This window comes from Halorubrum sp. JWXQ-INN 858 (assembly GCF_009806985.1).
GTDB lineage: Archaea > Halobacteriota > Halobacteria > Halobacteriales > Haloferacaceae > Halorubrum.
Genome location: NZ_WUAX01000016.1, coordinates 414,602 through 430,442 on the forward strand (window position 1 = coordinate 414,602; position 15,841 = coordinate 430,442).

A 15,841-nucleotide genomic window follows, 5' to 3' on the forward strand; every position below is an offset into this window, starting at 1 on the left:
ATTATATGTTATGTAGCTACAACCGCTCTTCTTCGAAATTCAATCTGCTAGCAATAACTGCGACTTCCCGTATGGTACTATGATCCCCAGGGTGGTGACACTTCACCACCCAATAGATAGCATGTGGAGATTGTGAGGTGTATTACTTGTCGCCTATCTTTGTCGTGACATCCATCCTGTTTTGATAGACACGGAATTCCGCACTATTTGACACAGCACCCGGAGTCTCAAACCGAGGTTCAATTTCTATTATTGTACTCAGAGAATGTGTAGCCAAGACAGTATTTGACGTTGTATCTACACCGCTTACACCTTCTATATCAGAAGGCGCGCCATTTGCACCGACAGAATCTACAGTTGTGTTTGTTTGGGTTGTGGTAGACGTATCTGGCGATCCTGTACTTGTAGACGTCAAATATGCCGAACCAATCGCCAGCGTCTCAACACCAGTTGTCATAGGTGCGCCATCGATCACAGCTGGGCCCACCACAGCAGCAACTTCTTCGCCGACAAATGGGAGTTTCAGTATAACATTCGACGTTACACCACTACCGACTGTACTCGCCAGCGCACTCACACCCGGCGAGTGGGACAATGTCTCTATCGTTGCGAGATCTAAAGGATCTAGCTGTGCTCCAGCAGTGGCGCTGACTTGTGTCGTACCATGTATCGCTGTTGCCTGTACTGCACCTACGGGAGTACGTCTCAATGTGGATATTTCGGGAAGAGAAAGAGCTAGAGGTGTCCTACCGGAAATAGCGTTCGTTTGAGTAAATCCTACGGGATCCAGTAGTGATCCAACTACATTGGTAGTGTATGACTGGACTGTTTTTATTCCCGCACTCGCCGGCACATGTGGGGTGACAATTCCACCTACGTCTGAATCAACTGACGAGGTTGACGTGGAGGTTGAGTAGGTGCCAATAGTGGATGGAGATTTTGAATGTGCGTTGGCCCCCATTGCTGTACTAGAAGTACTGCTCGGAGAGTGAGTACCTGGAGATGCTGTTGTAACGTCAGCACTAACAGAGCCCTGGGTAATCGTCGATGGGATCGTACCAGTGTTTTTCGCTGGGATTGCATCCATTCCCACCCGAATAGATGGGCGTGGTAACGTAGACTGTGCCCCCATTGTGGACACCTGAGCCGAAGGGGTGGATAACGCAGTTGAAGTGGGACTAGCTAAAGTCCCCGAGACGGGTGTTTGTAACGCTGCCAGGAGCTGTCCAATACTTGAAGTCGGCTCCAACGTCGACGTAGTTGATGTGGGTGGAACAATCGTCGCTCCAACCATATCAAGCATATCTGATGTCCACCCATCTGGTTGGTGTGGGAAACTGGGGAACGTCGTAAAGGCAAGTTCATCCCATTGCCCCGTTGGAGTACCAGTGCCAAGGTAAGAGCCATCCGTCGTATCGTATTCGTGGACATCCCCAGTGTCGGCACTGGGTATGTGTAACACACCATCACCATCTACGTCGATCGCGCTAGCTTGGAGTGATGTTTCTATATCCCACTGTATTCCACCATCCCACGTGAAGGCACCAATTCGTGTACCTCCGGAGAATCCACTGTTTAGTACGAAGTAGATTGTCTCGCTGTCGTCGTTAACAATGAATCGTCGGCCTTCATGTCCGCTCGGTAACGACTGCGATTCAATCAGACTCCCATTTACTCCATCGTACCGCCGGATCTCGTCATCGAAGACTAGCGTTACATCTTGGCTCCCATTAGTCCGAATTGGAGCCGAAACATAATCTCCGTCTGGCTCACCCAGTTCCTCAACCCCCCACAACGTACCACCGTCCCCTGAGTCTGGATCGTCCGGATTGACTCGGGCAAATGTAATCTCTGTATCCCAATCAGCGCTTCCTAGAACATACGCCCCACCCTCATCGTCAGCAACCGTTCTGTACGGTGCTGCACCAGGCATGGTTCCGGTGTTCCATAACTCTGAATCACCAGTTTCAGCGTCTAGCTTCTCGACGGTTCCATCATCTTCAACAGCGTACAGGTAACCATCTTCTCCAAGACTGATGTCATCGGCTGAGATGAACTGATCCCATTCGAACTCGCTGTCCGACTCAGGATCAACTTGCTCAATGAGGAAGCCTAGAGATTTATACAGCCGGCCGGCCGAATCCATCTCAATAGATCCACCATCTGCGTCGTATTGGCCGTACTCTTGAGAGGACTCAACTTGGCTGAACGTTGTTACGAACGGCTCTGACGGTGTCGATTGTGCTGGTATTGGAGACACGGTTAGGGATTCAACCACACTTGGTGGCTCCGGTGGCTCTTCTTCCACACCCCAGGTGTTGGGGAACGATGAAAATCGGGGGTGAGTGCTCATAGCGCGTGAGTCACTTGGTGTACCATTCGCCCCCATGTCCCCACTCCAATCTTCGTTTAGATTCGAGTCTCTTGAGACAATGTTAGGACTATCGCTAATATAGATAACTCGTATATCACCGTTTACAAGCTTCGGCATGGCGTCAGAAGACGCACCATTGCTGAATGGGAATGTCTCTCTCTCTAGTGTGTTCCCATCATTTCCAACGATTGCTAACGAACCACCGAACGTATCACCACTGCCTAGGTAGTAGTGTTCGTTGTGATCTCGCCACACAGTATCAGAGTCTGTAACAGCTGAGTCGTTAGTCCAGAGAATTCCCCCATCTCTGTCGTATTTTCTCAGTGCTCCATCAGAGTGGTAAACAACATACTGATCATCATCATCCCGAGTGACGGATGTTGGTGCACCACTAGTCTCGATCTCGTTTACTATATCACCGGATGCGTGCCCAAACTCTCGAATCTGCGTGTTTGCGCCATCGATAGCAATGGAGATATTTCTGGAGCTCAGCGTGGACACACCAAACACAGATCCACCAGGATCTACAGTCCAAACTTCTGAACCGTCTTCTTCGTCGTAACGTGTTACAGCATCATTCCCTGATAACACCGGAGACTGCTCGTCGCAGAATCCGATGTGCGAATCTGAATCAACGCCGTGAATTCGCCACAACTCATCAACGTCTTCCCCACCAGGCCCATCTAATTTTTGATATTTGGCAAAGAAGTTACCAGTAGCATCAGTGCCTAATATGTAGATATAGTCTGACGAAGCCTGCTGGACAGAATAGACATCTCCATCAACACCAAGGCTGTTGAAATTGGGAGAGAAGTGCCCGTCTGAAACACTAACGGCACTACCATTGAGGGCAAATAGATTTAGGTGAGTCTCTGCTTCTGCTGCCATTTTACTGTTGTATATTGATATCCGAGTTATTCGTAGCGGGTACTATACGTAAAGCGACAAAAATCGAGCATCAGTCGTCTACAATGGGAATCCAACTACAGCGACATCTGGGATGGATCGGAATCCTGCCCCGTGCCTCCGCAAGCGTGTACGTGTTACCCTGCAGCGACGCACACGTCGGACACACCCGACTGTCGTCTGCTGTATGGTGCTCGACGTCGGCCTCCACCTCGGTGAAGCCTTCCGACTCAAACCGATCTAGCGTACCCTCAGCGTGGGCATGGATGATCTCAGTCTGCGACAGCGTTCGCGCTCGAGTCATGCCAATCGCGTCGACACGATCGTTGATTTCCCGAGCTGCCTTGCGCGGGTTCCACCCCTGAGAGATCGCGTTCGAGAGCTCTCGAGAGATCTGGGTGTCCATCTCCTGGGTAATCCCTTCGAGGCCGTCGTAGGCTCGAGTGTATACCAGCTCGATCTTCGAGGAGTGAACTGGCTGGTTGAAGATGTCTTCCAAATCCTCGAATACCTGAGCATCGCTTCCTTGCTGGCGTATTTTGGCACCTGCGTCGGTGACACCCTTTGCGTACCCCTTCTGCACATACTGGGACGTCCAGTGTTCACCACGACGCACAGCACGCCCTTCTGCGGGTTCGAGTACTCCACCGTCAACTTGCTCTCGAAGCCACGCCTGGAAGCGCTGACGCTTCTCCGAGTCGGAAAGGAACTCGTAGTCGCGCGGATCCGGGGCACTGTTTTCGGCACTCTGGCGCCCAAGGTGAAGGACATCTAGTTCCTCGACAACTTGGCGGACTTCACCTTTGATAGCGCGGAATCGTTTGTTAACGTCGCTACCGAAATTGTCTCGGAGCGTCTTCGTTTGTGTCGGATCTTTGGCTGGCACGTGTGGTGGGGGTGTGAGTATCGCTAGCGTCGAGTCGGTACTTCGGTGCGACAAAAACAGCAACAATCTGAGAGTCGAGTGGGCGTTAGGCCTCTGCCGTCTCGGAGTCGTCATCGGTGGACGTATCGAGCTCGACGTCGGCGCCGTCCCCAACCGAGTCGGGGGTGGCTGGCTCGCCATAGAGATCCTCGAACTCCGCCTGGACGTTCGCATCTGACTCATCCAAGTCGTACTCGAGCGTCGATTCCTCGGACGCCTCTACTTCGCCGAGATCAGGAAGGCCGAGTAGCCCACGCATCTCGTTGGCGGGGACAATGTCACGTGGACTTTCGCCATCACCTGATGCAGCCTCGAGTCCCTGCGCAAAGGTAGCGAATTCGTCGGCATCGAACCCTTCACGGCGCAGTGGGTTCTTTTCCCGTGGCTCTTCGATAGTCAGTTCAACGCTCGAAGCAACTTCGTCGTTATATCCGAGCTGCTCCGCTTTCTCGCGTAGAACCGGCGTGAAGATGTTCTGGAGCTTGTGCCGTTTCGCCTCAACACGGCGCTCGTACTGAGGAGTCTGCTCGCTTGTGACGTCTCGATTGATGTTGTCGGTGTGGGCAAGCTTGTACTTCGGAACCGGAAGTGCTGCGATGATTTCCTCAACGAGCCAATCGAGAAGCTCCTCGATTTCGGGTACATCCGACGATATAGTGCTCACGTCGACGTCACCGGGGACGAAGTCCTTCTGATTCGCCTCCCAGTTTCCTTCCTTGTGCTCGTTCCGGTACTTCTTCATCTCCTCTTCAGGCCAGATACCTGCACGAGGGTTTTGGGCGTCACCGTTCGGTTCGCCAAGTGAGAACACCCACAGAGGGTACCCCTTCGAGTGAACTGCTTCCCCGACGTCGGAAATCATCCGATCCAACTCTGCAATCTCCTTCGAGATGGGCTCGATGGTGGAGTTCCCGAAGATGTCTGCAGTATCGGGATCATTCACCATCTTGATGACGTCATTCTGGCTCAGGTAGACAGTGTCCTTGTTGAAGGGGCCAGCAAGTGCGCCGTCGCCCCACTGTCCGTACGCTGCTGCTTCCCCAGTCTGCGTCAGTTTGACTCCACTAACGTCCGCGTCGTCGGGGTGGACGAGGACTGCCTGTGAGTCGTAAGTGTAGGCCTCTACTGTACTGGGGTTAACGAGCCTGAACCCCCATGTTTCCTCTGGAGATTCTTTGGTGGGTACTTTCTCGACGATAGTCGTACCCCGAACCTCTTCGTGTATGACAGAGCCCTCGAGAATTTCAGCAAAGTCGCGGTTGGACTCGCCACCGACAATCGCTGCCGTCGAGAGCCACTCCTCAAGCTTTGCGACGAGCTCGTCACTATCGGCCGTGACGCGATACCCAGGTGACACCACGTCGTCGGCGTAGATGTTGATCCCACGCCGGACAAGTGGATTCGATCGATACTGCTTCCAGTAGCTCTCGATATCCCCCTGATCCGGCCCGACTTTGTTGACTTCGCCACTGGTGGAGAAGTGGCCGTAGTCACCAGTATTCTGCTTTGTCTGTGGATCTGCCGTAGAGAGAAACGCCTCACGGGCCTGTTTCGTTCGGTTGCGAATTCTGTCTGAGAGACTCATTAATTAATATTAGAAATCTGATGTTTACTAGTATGAGAAGAAGCCGTAGCCAGCGTTCTCTTCCGAACCGGCGTTCATTCCCCACGCTGCAAGCGACAATGCGTCAAGCAAGTCGGGCGAACGCCCCATCTTGTCCGACTTCTTCAGCTCAGACTTCGACGTCGCCGTCCACGCCTGCGCACTCCGAGTCGACTTCTCAGTAAACTCGATGTGGCGGGATGCAGCTCGGAGCTCGGAGGCGAGATCAGAGCCACGTTCGATGGCACCCTCGTCGAGCCACTCACCAAGTTTGCCGAGCGCCTCTGAGCGTTGGTTGTAGTACTTCGACGGCTCTCGAGCATTCGAGCCACCCTTGAAGCGAGTGACATTGTACTTGGTGTCGAGCTCGTCGGCGACTCCGCTCCCCTCGCCGACTGCGTCGATAATAACGGGGACTCGGGTGTCATTAACTGCGTCTTCGACGAGTTGCTTGTTGACTCGATGATCCCCAGGAGCCTCGACGTCGACAAGAACATCGGCACGCTTGTCGGTGATCCCGATGACGACGGTTCTGTCGTCACCGCCACGGGCGATGTCGACGCCGAACGCCCCGTAGTCGGGAGCGACGACATCGTCACCGTTCCATCGTCCCTCCGCACTAGCGACGTCGTTCGCGTAGAAGGGGCGGACACTCTCAGTTCCATCATCAGGGATGGCGCCAAGTCGGCGTCGAACCCAGCGCTCGTCGAGCCCGTCCTTCGTCGGGCGGAGTATGCCGTCCTCGTCGGCCTCAACGTGCGACATGGCCTCCTCAACGTCGGGAAGATCGTCGTTGTTCCAGAGCGCGTAGTCCTCGTGGAGCTGTTCGAGCCCGACGAGGCCGGGTATCTTCGCACCGTCGTCGAGTCCCGCCTCGACGCGGACGTTGTTGGAGTCGAACGAGGAGAAGTTGATACTGTGGTAGTTGTCCCCCGCGAGGAGATCGTACATCGAGTTCGCTTCCGAACGGGGCGGATTGCCGATGACGAGGAACCTGTCGTTGTCGTCCGTCACTGAGGAGCGGGCTGATTCAATTACTTTCTTCCCGACTTCGGGCTTGTCCGCCTCGTCAACGATGACGAGCATCTTCTCGGAGTGGCGCCCTTCGAGTGAACCAGGGTTCGTCGTCGAGATCGCGCGGAACGCCTTGCTCGGGTGATCGTCGAACTCGATGCGGGGAGGCGACTCCTTCATCGTCCCTGGCAGTGGAAAGCCACGTTCTCGTGCATCCTTCAGCAGCGACTTCATCTCGCTCCACACTGTATCCGACATCTGGGCGTACGATCCCGACGTCATCATCACCGAGCCGTGCGGGTTGCAGTAGAGGAACGCAAGGTTGAGAACGGCGACAGCGTAGCTTTTCCCCACACCATTGCCCGACATGATGACGGTGTTCTTGTGCTGGGTGACGTCGCCGAGAATTCGAGTCTGCGTGTCTGCGAGGTTGAGATTGAGAACCGTCTCCGCGAACCGAACGTACCGCTGCTCGCCCTCGACGAACAGCTGCAGGTTGTTCACAGACTCAGCGGGCATTGCGACAAGAATCAGTTCTTAACCAACATGCGCCATCAGCGGGGCAATTGTTGGTTAAATTCTACAGAGGATATCGTCAGTCGTCAGCTCGATCAGTTGCGTCAGAAATAGCGTCCATCCAGGACTCCGAGGCCTCCGCCTTGCGCATCTCGGGGCCCTCTTTGAGAAGTCCGAGACGCTCAAGCTCGGACGTGGTGTCACTCATAATTCGAGAGTACACCTGATTGGCCCGATTCGACTTCTCAGTCTCGTCGAGAAAATCGTTCGTGAGAATGTACTCGTTCGCTCGCATTCGCTTGATAGTGTCGAGGGCGATGTTTTCAATCGCACCTCGTTCGTAGGCTCCAACCTCAGCCTCGTCCGGGAAGCGCTCAATCAAGTCGACAGCAACATCAACGAGCATTCGCTCTTCGTGATCCGTGAGGTTGTCCCGCAGATTCTGTTTCTTCTGGAAAAGTCCATGAGTAACCGCGTTATCGTTGCCCTCTGGGGCACCAGCATTGTTATCAGACATAGTCTATGTAGATCTCAAACGGCATCAGTCGTGTCCGCCAGTCTTTGCCCGGTAGCGTGCCAGCAGTGCCTCGTTCTCGAAGACACGGTTGCACTCCGAGCAATGGGCGAAGAGCTCGTCACTCATTGATCGGTTGTTCCTCTAGGAACTGCGAGATGCTGTCCCCAGAGACGTCAGCCACATCGCACCCGGCTTCGCCCGCCCATTCTTCAAGGAATTCAGCGTGTTCAACAGGTATTCGAGCTTCAATCAGAACGTCCTCAGTGTAGTCAGTCATTAGTAGGGAGTCCACAGATTACTGCGCGCCGATCTTCGTCCGCTTCGTGAGGGGATGGAGTCCACTGAGTTCAGCCTCACACGGCTCACAGAGCGTCACAGCGTTTGCGCGTTTCTGTCCGACGTTGGCGTCAACTTCGTGGACAACAAGCGCCTCGGTGCTCTCACACCGGACACACTGTTCGTCGTCGCGAGCTCGGACTTCGGACTCGAATTCCGATGGTGCAGGCTGCACCTCGCCATCGTTTGCCACGTCACAGTGGGCCTGGTGGGCGCCGATACCACGCTTATCGAACGACTCACCGCAGTACTCGCAGACAATCTCAGTCATCTCCCAACACCGCGAGTTCCGTCCGTGTCTGGACGGTGGCGATTTCGATCTCGTCGTCCTCGAATGCGTCTTCGAGTCCATCCATGTCGAACGACACCTGGGTGGAGACGTACGAGACATCGTCGTCACCAAGTTCGGCGACTTCGGAGACGATAGACTGCGCAGCTGTCTCTGCAACAGTCAGCGACGCCGTCTCAGTCGTCTCGAAGGCGTCAAGTTCGATTGGAACCTCTACTTCGTATGTATTCAACGCGACATCGTCGAGTGGATCAGTAGCAGACATTGGATAGCAACCTCAACTCTCGATCAAGAAGAGATAGAGAGGGAGAGAGTCGTCGACAACTCGTCTGGTACTATGTTACCCACGATAGTAATACTTCACAGCCAGATAGGTAGCGACGGCGACGAGTTGGAGGGAAGTCGGCCTACTCCGCTGCCAGCTCGTCGAACTTCTCGAGGATGAGATCAAAGTACTCGTCTGTCATCCGACGTGGATTTTGTACCTGATAGAAGTCGTCAAGAATGAAGGCCGTTTGCTCGCGATCGAGTCCGTACGCGTGGAATGCACCAGCATCCAATTCCGCCTGAATACGTTCGCGTTCGTCGGGTGAGGTTACTGCTTCGATGTCAAGTCTATCTCGCATTTCTGCAAATTCATCCCCATAGCAGTTGAGTTTCGCAGCTCGCGTCCAGATATGATCGAACCAGTCGTCGCCGTCAGTAAGGCGGGGCACCTGTGATTCTTTGAACTTATACATCACAACTGTCGAGTCGATCTTCGTTCGCATGAGATAATCAAATGGAACACTGTTGAGGAGTCCTAACGCAACGAACAATTCTTGATCAGTAAATATCCGTTCGTAGACGCCATGGAGCGGTGAATCTGATAAATCTTTTTCAGCCGGATCGATCTTATAAGGACGAACAGTGTGAAGCTTATTCTGACAAACAATCTCGCTCGGTATTACTGACGCAATAAGCGTCCGCTCATCAGTCGAACGGGCGATGTCTCGATACACGATCCGGTACTCAGTACAATCAAGCAAGACATCGTCTTCCGATAATTCCTCTCCACGGTGATCATCAAGGAGTTGATTAACGAATCCAACCTGGGATCCACTTCCGTCGAATGCATCGTACAGTCCTCGTTTGAGCTTTCGGAGATTTTTCTCCCGGATCCTACGCTTAGCGCTTGCGTCTGGATCCACGTCCTCATTCACGCTCCAGAACTTTGGTGACTCAATATCTACGAACGACGGATCGTGGCTGAATTGATAGATATTACTTCCACCGTATACGGGGTAATCACCAGCATCCGAATCCTCAATGAACCGATCAGTATCACTGGTACGGTGTAACTCTGCGTAGGGCTGTGCATACCATCCACCTGCTGATTTATCGCTTACAGGAGGATAGGTGAGGATTGTATCTAACACGCCTACTTCCTCTTGTGATTGAATATATGGGAAAATACGAGCTTCGGGTGAGTATTCTCGAAGGACTCGACGTGGAATCGTTAGCGCTCTACCCTCGATATCATTTAGAACATCCATCCCCACTTGCTGGAAGATTCCATAGAGATTCTCTGTCCGGCCTGAATTCTTGAATGTCACCACACCAAAGTTATACTGGTTATGAATTTCTGGGAAGATGATCCCCCGATTCTCGAACGTTACGAGTGATTGAATCGTCGTCTCATCCAACAAGTGCGTACGCAAATCCTTCGTCGATGCACCGTTAAAAACCGCACCAGGGAGAACCTGTGCTACGTATCCATCATCTTTCGCCAACTGAAATATACGCTCGAGGAACAGCGCAGAGAGATCGTTTTCAGTCCCTTGGGTTTGTCCGCCGATCTTCGGTGTCTGCATCGTGTATTCGTCCGAATTATGAAAGTACTCAGTGACGACTTCAATTTCATGCTGATATCCTTCCCAACCGTCTGCGATCTCATCGTTTTCAAGTAACTCCGCTTGTCGTGCCTCTTTCTCCTCGGGCAATAGCCCCGAGAATTTCTCGTCGAATCTGACGAAGAAATCGTCTCGAGTCGGACGTAATCGATCCCACGGTGGATTGCCAATAATGACGTCGAAGCCACCGTCAGCGTATACTTCCGCAAATTCCAGTACCCAGTGAAACGGGGTGTAGTTGTCCAAATCGTCACTGGTGACACCGTCGACAATGTCTCGGAAATCCTCGAATATCTCACCATCTAGATCCGTACGATACTCACGGAGCAAAGAGAGTGCGTTCTGACGGTGCTGTTCTGCTTCGTCGGGGAATGCGTTTAATTCCTCGTGGAGCTCTATTTCCTCGATGACGTCCTCGTATCTCGATCGGACACTATCCTCCGTCCACCGTTCAAACGTCGCAAGGCCGTCGTCCGTCTCTTCCGGGAAACCCACGTAGCCAATTAATGAGTTACCCTGACGGACGTTGAACGCAATGTTCGGGAGCGCCAATCGTTCGGTACTGAGTTCGTCTACGTCTTCTTCCTCCAGCTCCGAGACGATCGAAAGCCAGAGACGTAGCTTTCCAATCTCAACAGCCGGTTCCATGATGTCGACACCATAGATATTGTTCTGTACCGTCGTCTTCTTCACCCGATGACGGGGTGGTGATTGATCCAGTGTCGCCCACAGTTCCATTCGGATGTTAGTTATTTCCTCAACCGCAGAGGTGAGGAAATGTCCGCTGCCCATGCTGGGATCAACTACATAGAGCTCATCAACGTCGTCCAGTAATGTTGTGATGAGATCTGTCGAGGATGCCAGTCCGTCAACAAGTTCGTACAATGTATCGTACTGATTGATCTCCGCTTCGGGCCATCCTCGATCTTCAACGAGTATCTCCGAGAATCGATCTTTTAGTGCGGGACGAACCGTCTGCTCTGCGCTGAATCGGGTGATCTCTTTGGGCGTATAGTAAGCACCCAAGTCGGCATTCTGATCCCCAGGATCCGTCGTGAGATAGTTGATAGTCTTTTCAAACACAGAACCGAGGACGCTCGGATCGATGTCAGCAGGGCCACCATCGACGGAGAACTGGTATCGTTCGAGCAGGTTGATGATTGACTCGAGAACGCTGTCGCGAACGTTGAAACCACGCTCATCGATGTCAGAGTCAGCGGATAGCTCCGGCCGGAACAAGCCACCGTTGAGATACGGTATGTCTGAGTAGAGTTCGATATCGTCGACGTGCGACTCCCTCTCATCCGACTTGACGTTCATTACGTCGTAAAACAGCGGATCGAAGAACGACTTGTACATCGTCTGGGGGTAAACGCCATCGTCGTACGTCTCGACAATCGTCCGGAGTAAGTCGTGCCGGACGATACGCTTGTCCTCGAGGAATTTGATAAAAATGAGCCGGTTCATCAACTCGACTGAGAACAGGCGCGTGTCGTCACCATCCGCTTCATCTGGTGCAATGACACCGTCGCCGACAAGACTCCGAGCTCGGCGTTCCCCGTCAACGTCACCTTCGTCAACACCGAAGACGTAGCGAATGTAATCGTCGTAGAACTCGTCTGTGATTTCCTCTTGCTTCTCTTTGAGCACTTCCTGCGCGTCGTCGATAATTGAGCGGAAGTTGTCGAAGTTGAAGGTGCGGATGAGTTCGGCGACGAGCTCGCGCTCCTCTTCGGAGACTGCATCCGTGGGTGACACGGATGCCCCAGTTTGATTTTCGAACAGTGTCAAGAAAACAGGTTGTAGATCGACATCAGCAACCGTGGTGTGGGTGTACGAGTCAGCGTCGTAGCGGATGAAGATCCATCGAAGCCCGTCCGTCGCAAAGCCAAAGTCAGACTCAAACTCACGCTGGCTAAGCCACGACTTCACCTGATCGACACCGTGCCCACGGTTTTCGAGTTGCTTCTTGAGGGGTTCAGCCTCAATCAGTAGCCGACTTGAGTCGACGCTATCAATGTCTCGGAGTGACACGGCGTAGTCTGCTTGCTCGCCACGAGTAGAGGAAAAGTCGCCGGCTTCAGCCCCATAGTCAGAGTAGCCGAGTACATCGAGCAACGGCTCGATGACTCGATCCTGCGTTAGTGGTTCAGGATCAAGCTGATCCCTAGTGAAGTCCGAGCGAGGGACGTATTCGCCTCGTCCCCGAGAGAACGTCTTATCGAGATTGTCATCATCCGTGTACTGATCGCGAAGACTGCGGATGCACGAGTCGATAGTGTTGATTACAATATCGACATCGTCGTCGGAGACAGTCGTGTCGAACTCATCAAAATCAAACTCAGTCTGTGCGTCGGAGGCCGACATTGGTGACGGCTTTCGCGTCCGACGACATGAAAGTACGTGTACGAATCCGCGATGTCATCGGAAACGTGGTGTCCGGCGTTTATTCGGACAGAGCAACCGGTAGGAGGTGAACATCTTCCATCATTCCCCGTGACTAGATATGCGAGTAATATGAACCGATACAAACATGAATTTCCATACAAATAATTGCGCATGACTGTCTCCGCTAACGAAGTTGACGAATATATTAACGAACTGGACAGCCTCGCTGGGGATATTATCGAGAGCACAGAGTCGTTCTTCAAGCAATTACAAGTAGATTACAATAGTGGAACGCGTGGGACATATATCGAGGGATGGGAGACTCCAACTACAGAACAGAAGGAGTCCCAACGTGAGATTCTGGAAGCGTATCAAGAATGGTATTCCGGCTCTCGAGTACTTGTTATGGAGTACATCGAACCAGAGTTGGATAATTTTGATGAAGCACGAGCAGAGTTTTATAAGTATATTACATTACAGGTTCTCCCGGATAATACGACGGGAATGGGAATATATAGTACAGCACACGACTGTTTTATTACACAACGCGGAATCGTAAACGCAATTCCACGAAAGATCAGTGCGGAGCGTTTCAGAGTCAAAGAGCAGATCTCGAAGTCGGTGGCAAAAGATGAGATACAGCGAGCTCGGGATTTACTCGACGAGGAACTCTCTCGGGCAAGTGGAGTTACAGCCGGTGTAGCACTCGAACGGCACCTATTAACGATGTGCCAGGAGGCTGATGTCGATCTTGAGTATAGTCACGACGATGGGATCGCAAGCCTCGCACAGACTCTCTACGACGGGGATGTCATCAAGCAAACTACGCTTAGTTCGTTGAAAATGTTGTCATCTATTCGCAATGATTGCGCCCATGCGAATCAGAAGGCTCCGAATGAGCACAAGGTGCGACGATTGATTGATGATACTGATGACTACGTACGGGGACGAGGGATATAGGGGTAGGCACCGACTTGGGGCTGGCACGTGGTGTGTGTTGGGTGAAGTATTAATTGCCTATGCTATCTGAAGAAATAATTAAAGTCCTAGAACGGAGATCAACCCTTTCTGAAGGGCAAGCATCCCAAGATTAGCTGCCACCTCTGGGCTTTTTTCACCTGCTTTTCGTATAAATTCGCGTAACAGCGAGTCATCAGGATCTTCTGATTCAAGCTCTTGCTCAAATTCACTAATAATTGAGTGGAGTTCATCTACTGTCTCTTGATCACGGGAAAGATGGTTGACTAACTCCATCGTCGATTCAACTGTGACTGTTTGTTCTACAGATTGAGTTGCAGTTTGGTGGGATTCCACCTTCACAACATTCATCGGAGAATCATCTTGACGAAGATCCTCTTCAGGTAGATCATATCCTAGCGCATCTGCTAATTGTCCACATTTTGTCCGCACGTTTGAAGCAGCATCTTGTCTTGCTTCCATTCCTCTTACGGAACGCCCTCCTGGCGATACTTCATCCAAAGATTGAACAAAGTCGTTATCTGGAAATTTCTCTTGTAGATTCCCAAGCATTTGATTAAATTGCTCGGCCAATGGGGCAGCCCCTTGAGTTCCATCGATATGATCATCGGCTTCTTGATATAACCGTCCTAGCTGCGATATCCAAAAATCAGCTCCCATATTTTCAGTCATGATTTTCGGTTTGTGTTTATTTCCCTTAGATTTTCCTGCTGAATGTGTAGGACATGTCCTGATCGGGCACACGGGAGCTGATGGCTGACTTTCAGCACAAGACATCCCCGAGTCCTGTTGGACACACATTCGGTGCGAGGGCCCGCCGGCGAGCGCGACGGGTAGATGCAGTCAGGCCAGAACGAGCACTGTCGGACACGACATCAACGACGTCAAACGTGACGGCGTCCTCGTCGCCCGCACTTGGGGTTGAACGTCCGGATGTATTGTTGTGAAGAACGTAGTACTGCTAGTCACCGAGTTTGAGTGGACACATTGGTTGTGTGTGAGGGTTCGACGTCGCCCTCGAGTACACGAAGTAGGTGAAACGATCACGATGACTCCCGAACGGGTACGGATAGAGCTCGACGAGCGCACCGTCTGAGGCGACTCCTGATCAGTCGTCCTCGACGCCCGCATCCTAGGTACCCAGAGTGGCGACGCACCTAGTACTGGTAGTCACCGAGTTTGAGTGGGCACAGGTTGTTGTGTGCTGGTAGACATCGCCGTTGAGTAAACACAGTCGGTGGCACGCGCCTGGTGGCTCGCGAGCAAGAGACATGTCGTGATTGAGCCAGCACCAGTCGCGCTCGACGACAGCACGCCTGCAAAAATCGCGTGCTGCTAAATTGGGGGCAACTGGGGAGATCGTCGATCCCAACCCGCTGGGCAGATGTGTAAGTATTCTTAGGCACATAAGATAAATTATGTTTATCGTTTAGATAGCGGATTAGGGCCGGAGATCGGCGCCAGAGATTTGTCGATCTCGACATCAGAGTCGTCGACGAGCTCGCACAGATTCGCCCTCGACTGAGCCTGGTGGGATACGACTGGTAGCTCGTTGAGTACGACTGAGGCCCCGTAGTGCCCAAGCTTTGGCTCAGTCATGCTCTACCTTGGGATCTGTTGTCCTCAACTCTGTACTCAGTCATCTACCACTGGTACCTTGTAGTGTTGGCTGTAACTCTGTAGGCTGTAACTGTATAGCAACTATGTATACAGCAACAACACAACAACACTGTGGCAACCAGTTCTGTCCCTACCAGTTTGCCAGTAGAGCCCTAACAGTGTAGCGGTAGGTTAGAACCCTACATATAACGCTGTTAGAACAGCACAAATTACGCGCTCTCGCGAGGCAGCCCTAATTGGGGCCTCAGTCGGCCCGCCTCGGAATAGGTGGCAGTGCCAGGGGGCTCACATCGATTGTGTGGTACCCACCGTCCGCTCTGTTGGATTCTACAGGGCCACCCTGTGGGTTGTATCATATCTGAAAAGAAAGACGCTTAGAGAGGACACCACGGATTCCTGAAGATCGACTCTGTGTGAGTTCCAATCGCCTTGCGATTGATTCCTCGTTAAGATGGTTCTGAAGTTCTTTCTGAGCGCTTTTGT

Annotated in this window: 12 protein-coding genes; 2 read left to right on the forward strand and 10 right to left on the reverse strand. The window is 52.4% G+C overall.

What is annotated here, in order from left to right:
* Window positions 1–142: 142 nt before the first annotated feature.
* Complete coding sequence (locus GRS48_RS13950; RefSeq protein WP_159487558.1) at window positions 143–3,262, reverse strand: PQQ-binding-like beta-propeller repeat protein; 3,120 nt, start codon at window positions 3,260–3,262, stop codon at window positions 143–145.
* A 70-nt stretch (window positions 3,263–3,332) separates the two neighbouring features.
* Complete coding sequence (locus GRS48_RS13955) at window positions 3,333–3,863, reverse strand: minor capsid protein (protein WP_159487560.1); 531 nt, start codon at window positions 3,861–3,863, stop codon at window positions 3,333–3,335.
* A 15-nt stretch (window positions 3,864–3,878) separates the two neighbouring features.
* Between GRS48_RS13955 and GRS48_RS13960 the strand changes: the two genes are divergently transcribed.
* Window positions 3,879–4,055 (forward strand): hypothetical protein, encoded by a 177-nt coding sequence (locus tag GRS48_RS13960; RefSeq protein WP_159487562.1) that lies wholly within the window; start codon window positions 3,879–3,881, stop codon window positions 4,053–4,055.
* A 196-nt stretch (window positions 4,056–4,251) separates the two neighbouring features.
* On the opposite strand, the gene GRS48_RS13965 is transcribed toward GRS48_RS13960, so the two are convergent.
* The 7 genes from GRS48_RS13965 to GRS48_RS13995 form a co-directional block, all read right to left on the reverse strand.
* Window positions 4,252–5,790 carry a hypothetical protein gene (locus tag GRS48_RS13965; RefSeq protein WP_159487564.1) on the reverse strand — a complete coding sequence of 513 codons (1,539 nt, stop codon included), beginning with the start codon at window positions 5,788–5,790 and terminating at the stop codon, window positions 4,252–4,254.
* A gap of 27 nt (window positions 5,791–5,817) precedes the next feature.
* The gene (locus tag GRS48_RS13970) at window positions 5,818–7,326 is read right to left on the reverse strand and encodes a hypothetical protein (protein ID WP_159487566.1); all 1,509 of its coding nucleotides are present in this window, start codon (window positions 7,324–7,326) and stop codon (window positions 5,818–5,820) included.
* A gap of 91 nt (window positions 7,327–7,417) precedes the next feature.
* A complete protein-coding gene (locus GRS48_RS13975; protein ID WP_159487568.1) occupies window positions 7,418–7,855 on the reverse strand; it encodes a hypothetical protein in 438 nt (145 codons plus the stop codon).
* A gap of 118 nt (window positions 7,856–7,973) precedes the next feature.
* Window positions 7,974–8,132: a hypothetical protein gene (locus GRS48_RS13980; RefSeq protein WP_159487570.1), complete on the reverse strand. Its 159-nt coding sequence runs from the start codon at window positions 8,130–8,132 to the stop codon at window positions 7,974–7,976.
* Window positions 8,133–8,150: 18 nt separating this feature from the next.
* Entirely contained in the window at window positions 8,151–8,462 is a 312-nt protein-coding gene (locus tag GRS48_RS13985; RefSeq protein WP_159487572.1) for a hypothetical protein, read from the reverse strand.
* Window positions 8,455–8,745, reverse strand: a complete 291-nt coding sequence (locus GRS48_RS13990; RefSeq protein ID WP_159487574.1) for a hypothetical protein — start codon at window positions 8,743–8,745, stop codon at window positions 8,455–8,457. Before GRS48_RS13990 ends, GRS48_RS13985 begins: the two co-directional genes overlap by 8 nt.
* Before the next feature lie 142 nt (window positions 8,746–8,887).
* Window positions 8,888–12,739: an Eco57I restriction-modification methylase domain-containing protein gene (locus GRS48_RS13995; protein ID WP_159487576.1), complete on the reverse strand. Its 3,852-nt coding sequence runs from the start codon at window positions 12,737–12,739 to the stop codon at window positions 8,888–8,890.
* A gap of 192 nt (window positions 12,740–12,931) precedes the next feature.
* Between GRS48_RS13995 and GRS48_RS14000 the strand changes: the two genes are divergently transcribed.
* On the forward strand, window positions 12,932–13,720 hold the full coding sequence (locus GRS48_RS14000; RefSeq protein WP_159487578.1) for a hypothetical protein: 789 nt from the start codon (window positions 12,932–12,934) through the stop codon (window positions 13,718–13,720).
* A 78-nt stretch (window positions 13,721–13,798) separates the two neighbouring features.
* Here the strand turns inward: GRS48_RS14000 and GRS48_RS14005 are convergent, their stop codons facing one another.
* A complete protein-coding gene (locus GRS48_RS14005) occupies window positions 13,799–14,410 on the reverse strand; it encodes a hypothetical protein (RefSeq protein ID WP_159487580.1) in 612 nt (203 codons plus the stop codon).
* Window positions 14,411–15,841 lie beyond the last annotated feature (1,431 nt).